This window comes from Gryllotalpicola sp. CP2-P1 (assembly GCF_057512245.1).
In genome coordinates, this window is record NZ_JBLRDT010000002.1 from 53,030 (window position 1) to 61,661 (window position 8,632).

The window sequence follows — 8,632 nt, forward strand, 5'->3', positions numbered from 1 at the left end:
TCTAGCGGAGGGAGTGTGTGCGGGACTGGATGACTGCGATGACCGCATCCACGGTCTCATCGAAGTCCAGCTCGGTGGAATCGACGGTCGTCACGCCGTCTGCGGCGGTCATGAAGTCCACGACACGCGAGTCGGCGCGATCACGCGCCTTCAGCTGCTCACCGACGGCCTCGGGCGAATGCCCGGTCAACTCGGCAGAGCGACGTCCCATTCTAACTTCTTCGCTGGCGGTCAGCAGAACGCGCACAGGGGCGTCCGGCGCGACGACCGTCGTGATGTCGCGCCCCTCGATCACGATGCCCGGCTTGTCGGTCCCGGCCGCGAGTCGGCGGAAGATCCCGGTCAGCGCGGCGCGCACCTCGGGCACGCGCGCAACGAGGCTCACCACACCGGTCACGGCGGGCTCGCGGATCGCCGCCGTCACGTCGTGCTCGCCCACGCGCACGGTGAAGCGATCGGGGTCCGTCGCCTCGGCGAGATCGAAGGTGGGCAGCGCAGCGACGACGGATGCCTGATCCTCGAGCTCCACCCCGGAGTGCTGCGCGTGCCACGCGAAAGCGCGGTAGGCCGCACCGGTGTCGAGGTAGGCGAAGCCGAGCCGGCGCGCGACGGCCTTCGACACGCTCGACTTCCCGCTGCCTGCGGGGCCGTCCACGGCGACCACGAGCGGGCCCGTCGTAGGGGTGGTGTTCATCCGGCGATCCTCCAGCCGCGTTCGGTCAGGTCTTCCACGGTGCGCGCGAGCGCCTCGGGCACGACGGCGATCTCGGCGATGCCGATCTGCGCGCCCGGCGAGTGCTCCATCCGGAAGTCCTCGATGTTGACGCCGAGCTCGCCCAGCTCGGCGAAGAGCCGGCCGAGCTGCCCCGGCTTGTCGTCGATGAGCACGACGACGCTCGCGAACCGCCGGTCCTGGCCGTGCTTGCCGGGCAGTCGCGCGACACCGGCGTTGCCGGCGGCGAGCGTCTCCGCGAGCGCCCGCCGGCTGCCGGGCTCGTCGATGTTCTCGAGCGCGGTGATCACCTCGCCGAGATCGTCGCGGTACGCGCGCAGGATCGACGCGACCGTCGCGGCGTTCGCCGACAGGATCTGCACCCACAGGGCGGGGTCGCTCGAGGCGATGCGGGTGACGTCGCGCACTCCCCCGCCGGCGAGCCCGAGCGCGGCATCCGTCGCCCCGCTCAGGCGGCGCGCGAGCAGCGTCGACACAAGCTGGGGCGCGTGCGAGACGAGGGCTACGGAGTCATCGTGCGTCGCCGCGTCCATCTCGACCGGGATCGCGCCGAGGTCGAGGGCGAGCCCCTCGACGAGCGAGACGGGGCCGCGGGCGAGCCCGGGCCGCGGGCACACGACCCACGGGCGGCCGAGGAAAAGGTCGGCGCGGGCCGAGATCGGGCCGCCGCGCTCGCGCCCGGCGAGCGGGTGCGAGCCGACGTAGCGCGCCAGGTCCGCCCCGAGCTCGATCAGCTCGGCCAGGGGTGCGCCCTTGACGCTCGCGACGTCGGTCACGACCGCGTCGGGGAACGCCGCGAGCTCGGCGGCGACGACCGTGGCCACGGCGTCCGGCGGCACGGCGACCACGACGAGCGCAGGCGAATCGGTCGGCTCCGGGTGACGCCCCGCGCCGTACTCCACCGCGAGCCGAGCGGCGGTGCGCGAGGCGTCCGTCACGACGACGTCGACCCCGCGCTGGCGCAGGCCCAGGCCCACGGACGCCCCGAGAAGGCCGGACCCGACGATGCGGACCGTCCCGCCCACTCGCGCTTCCGTCACATCCGGCCCTTCTGCTCCTCGGCCTCGCGTGCGAGGGTGAGCAGCTGGCCGAGTTCGATTTTAGTCAGCTCGCGGGTGCGGCCGAGCTTGAGGCTGCCGAGGTGCAGCGGCCCGAAGCTGCGCCGCACGAGCTCGATGACGGGGTGCCCCGCCGCCTCCATCATGCGGCGGACGATGCGGTTGCGGCCGGAGTGCAGTGTGAGTTCGACCATGGATGCCCCGTCGGCGGCGCCTCGCGTGATGAGCTTCCCCCGATCGATGCGGATCGGCCCGTCGTCGAGCTCGATCCCCGACTTCAGCTGCTGCAGGGTCTGCGGCGTCACGGTGCCCTTGACCTTCGCGATGTAGGTCTTCTCGACGCCGAACGACGGGTGGGCAAGCACCTGCGCGAGCGGGCCGTCGTTCGTGAGCACGAGCAGCCCGCTGGTGTCGTAGTCGAGCCGGCCGACGTTGAACAGCCGCTCCTCGTACTGCGAGACGAAGCCGCTCAGGTCGGTGCGGCCCCGATCGTCGCTCATCGAGCTGATGACCTTGGTCGGCTTGTTCAGCATCACGTAGCGCTTGCTCTGATCGAGCTGCACCGCGACGCCGTCGACGGCCAGCAGATCGCTCCCGGGGTCGATGCGGGCGCCGAGCTCGCGCACCTTCTTCCCGTTCACGGTGACGCGGCCCTCGAGGATCAGGATCTCGGAGGCGCGGCGACTCGCCACCCCGGCCGCAGCCATGACCTTCTGCAGTCGCTCGCCGTCCGTGCGCGCGGCGCCCGGGCCTGCGCCCGTCGTGTCAGCGGACATCGCCCTCGAACCCTTCCGTTCCATCGGCCAGCAGCGGCGAGATCGGCGGCAGCTCGTCGAGCGAGTTGATGCCGAGCTGCGTGAGCAGCAGATCCGTCGTGCCGTAGTTGATCGCGCCGGTCTCGGCGTCGGCGAACAGCTCGGTGATGAGCCCGCGGCTCAGCAGGGTGCGCACGACGGAATCCACGTTCACGGCGCGAATGCTCGCCACCTGCCCGCGCGTGATCGGCTGCTTGTAGGCGATCACGGCGAGCGTCTCGAGCGCCGCCTGAGACAGCTTCGTGGGGTTCTGCGTGACGACGAAGTCGGTGACGACGCTGTCGTAGTCCTCGCGCACGTAGATCCGCCAGCCGCCGCCGATCTCGCGCAGCTCGAAGCCGCGGCGCACGCGCCCCGTGCTCTCGTCCTCGCCGTCATAGTCGGCCCGCAGCGCCTCGATCGCCTGGCGCACGGCGGCGACCGGCGCGCCGACCGCCGTCGCGAGGCTGACGAGGCTCTGCGGCTCGTCCGCGATCATCAGGATCGCCTCAAGCTGCCGCCGCACATCACCCGTCATAGTCCGCCCCCAGATTCGCCAGGTTCTCTTCCGTCCAGTTCTCGGCCGACCACTGCACCGTCAGCTCGCCGAGCGGCTCGAGCTGCTCGAAGTGGATCGCGGCATGTCGGTACAACTCGAGGATCGCAAGGAAGCGCGCGATGATCACGCCCTTGACCTCCACGCCCGCGATCAGCTCGCGGAACGACCGCGGCGCGCCGTCGCGCAGCAGAGCCACCACCGTCGCCGCCTGCTCGCGGATGCTGATGAGGGGCGCATGCAGGTGATCGAGGCCGACGACCGGGATCTCCTTCGGGGTGAACGCGAGCAGAGCGAGCGCCGCGAAGTCGTCGACGGACAGCGTCCAGACGAGCTCGGGGGTGCGCGCCCGGTACTTCTCGTCGAGCCGCACGGTGCGCGCGTGGCGCCCGGATTCCTGCGCGAGTCGCTCATCGAACCAGGCGGACGCCTCCTTGAAGGCGCGGTACTGCAAGAGGCGCGCGAACAGTAGGTCGCGCGCCTCGAGCAGTGCGACATCCTCCGCGTCCACGAGCTCGCCCTGCGGCAGGAGCCCCGCGACCTTGAGGTCCAGCAGCGTGGCCGCGACGACGAGGAACTCGCTCGCCTGGTCGAGCTCCTCGGCGAGGTCGATGCCGCGCAGGTACGAGATGAACTCGTCGGTGACGCGGCTGAGGGCGATCTCGGTGATGTCGAGCTCGTGCTTGCCGATCAGCGACAGCAGCAGGTCGAAGGGGCCCTCGAAGTTGTCGAGCGCGACGCGGAACGACGGCGCCTGCTCATCGCCCTCGACGGGGTCAGGCGACGGCGCCACGCGAGACGAGCTCCCGTGCCAGGCGGCGGTAGGCCTCCGCGGCCGGGTGCTCCGGCGCGAACTGCGTGATGGGCGAGCCGGCGACCGACGCGTCGGGGAACTTCACGGTGCGCGAGATGACCGTGTCGAGCACCTTGTCCTTGAACGCGTCCTTGACGCGCTCGAACACCTCGCGCGAGTGCAGGGTGCGCGAGTCGAACATCGTCACGAGGATGCCGTCGAGCTCGAGCGCCGGGTTGAGGCGCTCCTTGACCTTGTCGACGGTCTCGATCAGCAGCGCGACGCCGCGCAGCGCGAAGTACTCGCTCTCGAGCGGAATCAGCACGCCGTGCGCCGCCGTCAGGGCGTTGACGGTCAGGATGCCGAGGGAGGGCTGGCAGTCGATCAGAACGACGTCGTAGTCGTCGCTCACGCGGCGCAGCACGCGCGCGAGGGCCTGCTCACGCGCGACCTCGTTGACGAGGTGCACCTCGGCGGCAGACAGGTCGATGTTGGCCGGAATCACGTCGAGTCCGGGAACGCTCGTGTGCTGGATCGCCTCCTGCGGGTCGAGCTTGCCGTTCAGCAGCAGGTCGTAGACCGTCGTCGCCTCGTGCGTGTTGATCGCGAGGCCGGCCGAGAGAGCGCCCTGCGGGTCGAAGTCGATCGCGAGCACCCGGCGGCCGTATTCGGCGAGAGCGGCTCCCAGGCTGATGCTGGTGGTCGTCTTGCCGACGCCGCCCTTCTGGTTGCACAGGGTGATGATGCGCGCGGGTCCGTGCTGCTTCAGCGGTGCCGGCACCGGGAAGTCCGTCGGCGTGCGCTCCACACTGCTCCTTCGCGCTTCGTTCGGGTGATCGGGGACAACCTTACCGCGCTCGCGGATGCGCCTGTGTGTACACGTCGCGCAGGGTGTCGGCGGTCACCAGGGTGTACAGCTGAGTGGTCGCGACGGATGCATGACCCAACAGCTCCTGCACGACGCGCACGTCGGCCCCGCCCTCGAGCAGGTGCGTGGCGAAGGAGTGCCGCAGGGTGTGCGGCGAGATCTCCGCGGCGAGCTCTGCCCGCTCGGCGGCCTTCTTGATGATGAGCCAGGCGTTCTGTCGGCTGACGCGCCGACCGCGGACCCCGAGGAACAGCGCCGCGACATCCGTGCCCCTGCCCCGGCTCGCCAGAGCCGGCCGCGCCCGCACGAGATAGGTGTCGAGGGCCTCGCGCGCGTAGCTGCCGAGCGGCACGATGCGCTGCTTGTCGCCCTTGCCGGTGAGGCGCACGATCTCACGGTCGACCACGTCGTCGACGTCGAGGTCGACGGCTTCCGAGACGCGCGCGCCCGTCGCGTAGAGCAGCTCGAGCAGCGCGCGGTCGCGCAGGGCGACGACGTCGTCGCCAGAGGCCGTCTCGATCAGAGCGGTGACGTCGGCCTGCGGGATCGCCTTCGGCAGCCGCATGGGCTTCTTCGGCGTGCGCAGCTCGCGCGCGGCATCCGCCTGCGTTCTGCCCTCGACCGCGAGAAAGCGGTGCAGGTTGCGCACGGTGCCCAGCATGCGCGACACCGATGCCGGGGCCAGCGGCTCCTCGCGCTCCCCCAGGAACTTCGCGTACGAGCTCAGCGTCGCAGGCGTCACCTGGTCAAGCGAGGCGATGCCCCGATCGGCGAGCCACTCGGTGTACGTGGCGAGATCGCGCCGGTACGAGGCGATGGTGTTCTTCGCCAGGCGCCGCTCGAGGCCGGCGTACCGCAGGTACGCCGTGACGTCGCGCGTCAGAGCGCCTGCGGATTCCTGGTCCACGGCTCCTCCGGCGAGCCGAGGCTCGCCCATCCGCGCTCGCGCGCCGCGCGGGCGGCGAGCGCGCCGATGACGAGAGAGACGTTCTGCACCCGCCGTGCCAGCACCGCGTCGACGACCTCGTCGAGGTCCACCCAGCGCACCTCGATGTCGGCCTCTTCGGCGGTTCGCTCGAACGGCGCGCCCGTCGCCGAGATGCCGCGCGCGAGGTAGACCCGCAGCGCCTCGTTGCTGCCGCCCGGGGAGTTCACGAACTCCGCGAGCACGTTCCACTCGGCGGCGAACAGGTCGGCCTCCTCGGCGAGCTCGCGCTGCGCCGCAGCGAGGGGGTCCTCCCCTGCGACATCGAGCAGCCCCGCCGGGATCTCCCAGTCGCGGTGGCGGATCGGGTGGCGGTATTGCTTGATCAGCAGCATCCGTCCCTGATCGTCGAGCGCGACGATCGCCACAGCGCCGGTGTGATCGACGAAGTCCCGCGTGAGGGTCGCATCGTTATACGCGAAGGTCTCGGTGCGGACATCCCAGACCCTGCCGTGGAAGCCGACCCGGGACTCCGTGACGTCGACGCTGAGCGGCTCGTCGGCGATCGGCGTGCGATCCGCCGACTCGTGCGGCACCTGCTCAGGCAACGTTCTCGCCCTCCTGCTCCTCGACGGGGAACAGGCGGGTCGACTCCTGGCGCTCGAGCGCGGCGCCGATGAGCCCGCGGAACATCGGGTTCGCACGGTTCGGGCGGCTGCGCAGCTCGGGGTGCGCCTGAGTCGCGACATAGAACGGGTGGACGTCGCGCGGCAGCTCGACGTACTCGACGAGGTGGTCGTCGGGCGAGGTGCCCGAGAACCACAGGCCCGCGTCGGCGATCTGCTGGCGGTACTGGTTGTTCACCTCGTAGCGGTGGCGGTGGCGCTCAGAGGCCTCGGGCGCGCCGTACATCTCGGCGACGATCGAGCCCGCGGCGAGCTTCGCCGGGTAGAGGCCGAGCCGCATCGTGCCGCCGAGGTCGCCGCCGGCGATGATGTCGACCTGCTCGGCCATGGTCGCGATCACGGGGAACTCGGTCTCCGGGTCGAACTCGCTCGAGGACGCGCCGGGCAGACCGGCGACGTTGCGGGCGTACTCGATGACCATGCACTGCAGGCCGAGGCAGAGGCCGAGGGTCGGAATGCCGTTTTCGCGCGCGAACCGCAGCGCGCCGAGCTTCCCCTCGATGCCGCGGATCCCGAAGCCGCCCGGCACGCAGATGCCGTCGACGTCGGCGAGCGCCTTCGCGGCACCCTCGGGCGTCTCGCATGTGTCCGAGGCGACCCAGCGCAGGTTCACCTTGGCGTGGTGCGCGAAGCCGCCGGCCTTCAGCGCCTCCGAGACCGACAGGTAGGCATCCGGCAGGTCGATGTACTTGCCGACCAGCGCGACCGTGACCTCCTTGCGCGGCTCGTGCACGACCTTCAGCAGCTCGTTCCAGCTGCTGCGGTCGGCCTCGCCGGCCTTGTCGAGCCCGAGCTGCTCAATCACATAGGCGTCGAGCCCCTGCGCATGCAGCGTGACCGGAATGTCGTAGATGCTCGGCAGGTCGACCGTGTTGATGACGGCGTCCTCGTCGACGTCGCACATGAGCGCGATCTTCTTCTTGTTGGAATCGGAGACCGGGCGGTCGCTGCGCAGCACCAGAGCGTCGGGCTGGATGCCCATGGAGCGCAGCATCGCGACGGAGTGCTGCGTCGGCTTGGTCTTCTGCTCGCCGGAGGCGTTCATGAACGGCACGAGCGAGACGTGCACGAAGAACACGTTCTTGCGCCCGAGCTCGTGGCGGATCTGGCGCGCCGCCTCGATGAACGGCTGCGACTCGATGTCGCCGACGGTGCCGCCGACCTCGGTGATGATGACGTCGGGCTGCGGGTCGGCGTGGGCCTGCAGGCGCATGCGGCGCTTGATCTCGTCCGAGATGTGCGGAATGACCTGCACGGTGTCGCCGAGGTACTCGCCGCGGCGCTCCTTGGCGATCACCTGCGAGTAGATCTGGCCGGTCGTCACGTTCGCCGCCTGAGACAGGTTCACGTCGAGGAAGCGCTCGTAGTGGCCGATGTCGAGGTCGGTCTCTGCGCCGTCGTCGGTGACGAACACCTCGCCGTGCTGGAACGGATTCATCGTTCCCGGGTCGACGTTGAGGTACGGGTCGAGCTTCTGCATCACGACGTGCAGGCCGCGCGACGTCAGCAGATTGCCGAGGCTCGCGGCGGTGAGGCCCTTGCCCAAAGAAGAAACGACACCACCCGTCACGAAGATGTGCTTGGTAGTGCCGTTTGAGTTTGAAATGCCCGCGTCAGAAGAATCCACCACGGGCTTCTATGCTATCTCACCCACCCCGATGGTCGAGTAGCCGCGCCCACCGCCGCCCCGATGGTCGAGTAGCCGCGCCCGAAGGGCGCGGCGTATCGAGACCCTTTCCTCCAAAGGCCCCGTCACCCCCGCGCGAGCTCCAGCAGCTCGCGCGCGTGCGCCACACCGCTCTCGGAATCCGCGAGTCCCGACAGCAGCCGCGCCATCTCCGCCTCGCGCTCGGCCCCCTCCAGCTGACGCACGCTGCTCTCGGTCACGGCCCCGCTGGTGTCCTTGACGACGCTCAGGTGATTGGTGGCGAACGCCGCGACCTGCGCGAGGTGGGTGACGACGAGCACCTGCGAGCGCTCGGCGAGCTGCGCCAACCGGCGGCCGATCTCGATGGCGGCCGCTCCCCCGACGCCGGCGTCCACCTCGTCGAAGACGAAGGTCGGCACGGGGTCGGTGCCGGCGAGCACGACCTCGATCGCGAGCATCACGCGCGAGAGCTCCCCGCCCGAGGCGCCCCGTCCGAGCGGCCGCGGCTCGCTGCCGGGGTGCGGCTGCAGCAGAACGGCCACCTGGTCGCGCCCCGACGCTCCGAGCTCGC

The 8,632-nt window shown here is 70.4% G+C and carries 9 protein-coding genes and 1 pseudogene; all 10 read right to left on the reverse strand.

The features are described 5' to 3' along the window. Position 1: 1 nt before the first annotated feature. Positions 2-694 carry a (d)CMP kinase gene (gene cmk, locus ACM2XV_RS00590; RefSeq protein ID WP_487025633.1) on the reverse strand — a complete coding sequence of 231 codons (693 nt, stop codon included), beginning with the start codon at positions 692-694 and terminating at the stop codon, positions 2-4. Next, positions 691-1,773, reverse strand: a complete 1,083-nt coding sequence (locus ACM2XV_RS00595; RefSeq protein ID WP_487025634.1) for a prephenate dehydrogenase — start codon at positions 1,771-1,773, stop codon at positions 691-693. Before ACM2XV_RS00595 ends, cmk begins: the two co-directional genes overlap by 4 nt. Next, positions 1,770-2,567, reverse strand: a complete 798-nt coding sequence (locus tag ACM2XV_RS00600) for a pseudouridine synthase (protein WP_487025635.1) — start codon at positions 2,565-2,567, stop codon at positions 1,770-1,772. The genes ACM2XV_RS00595 and ACM2XV_RS00600 overlap by 4 nt, the downstream gene beginning before the upstream one ends. Then, the gene (gene scpB, locus ACM2XV_RS00605; protein WP_487025636.1) at positions 2,557-3,123 is read right to left on the reverse strand and encodes an SMC-Scp complex subunit ScpB; all 567 of its coding nucleotides are present in this window, start codon (positions 3,121-3,123) and stop codon (positions 2,557-2,559) included. Before scpB ends, ACM2XV_RS00600 begins: the two co-directional genes overlap by 11 nt. Next, the gene (locus ACM2XV_RS00610; RefSeq protein ID WP_487025637.1) at positions 3,113-3,934 is read right to left on the reverse strand and encodes a segregation and condensation protein A; all 822 of its coding nucleotides are present in this window, start codon (positions 3,932-3,934) and stop codon (positions 3,113-3,115) included. Before ACM2XV_RS00610 ends, scpB begins: the two co-directional genes overlap by 11 nt. Then, on the reverse strand, positions 3,918-4,742 hold the full coding sequence (locus tag ACM2XV_RS00615) for a ParA family protein (RefSeq protein WP_487025638.1): 825 nt from the start codon (positions 4,740-4,742) through the stop codon (positions 3,918-3,920). Before ACM2XV_RS00615 ends, ACM2XV_RS00610 begins: the two co-directional genes overlap by 17 nt. A 40-nt stretch (positions 4,743-4,782) precedes the next feature. After that, entirely contained in the window at positions 4,783-5,739 is a 957-nt protein-coding gene (xerD, locus tag ACM2XV_RS00620; protein WP_487025639.1) for a site-specific tyrosine recombinase XerD, read from the reverse strand. Continuing rightward, positions 5,682-6,323, reverse strand: coding sequence for an NUDIX domain-containing protein (locus ACM2XV_RS00625; protein ID WP_344774647.1), 642 nt, complete (start codon positions 6,321-6,323; stop codon positions 5,682-5,684). The genes xerD and ACM2XV_RS00625 overlap by 58 nt, the downstream gene beginning before the upstream one ends. A 4-nt stretch (positions 6,324-6,327) precedes the next feature. Next, complete coding sequence (gene pyrG, locus ACM2XV_RS00630; RefSeq protein ID WP_487025640.1) at positions 6,328-8,040, reverse strand: CTP synthase; 1,713 nt, start codon at positions 8,038-8,040, stop codon at positions 6,328-6,330. Positions 8,041-8,165: 125 nt separating this feature from the next. After that, a pseudogene (locus ACM2XV_RS00635) lies at positions 8,166-8,632 on the reverse strand (DNA repair protein RecN); the annotation flags it as partial.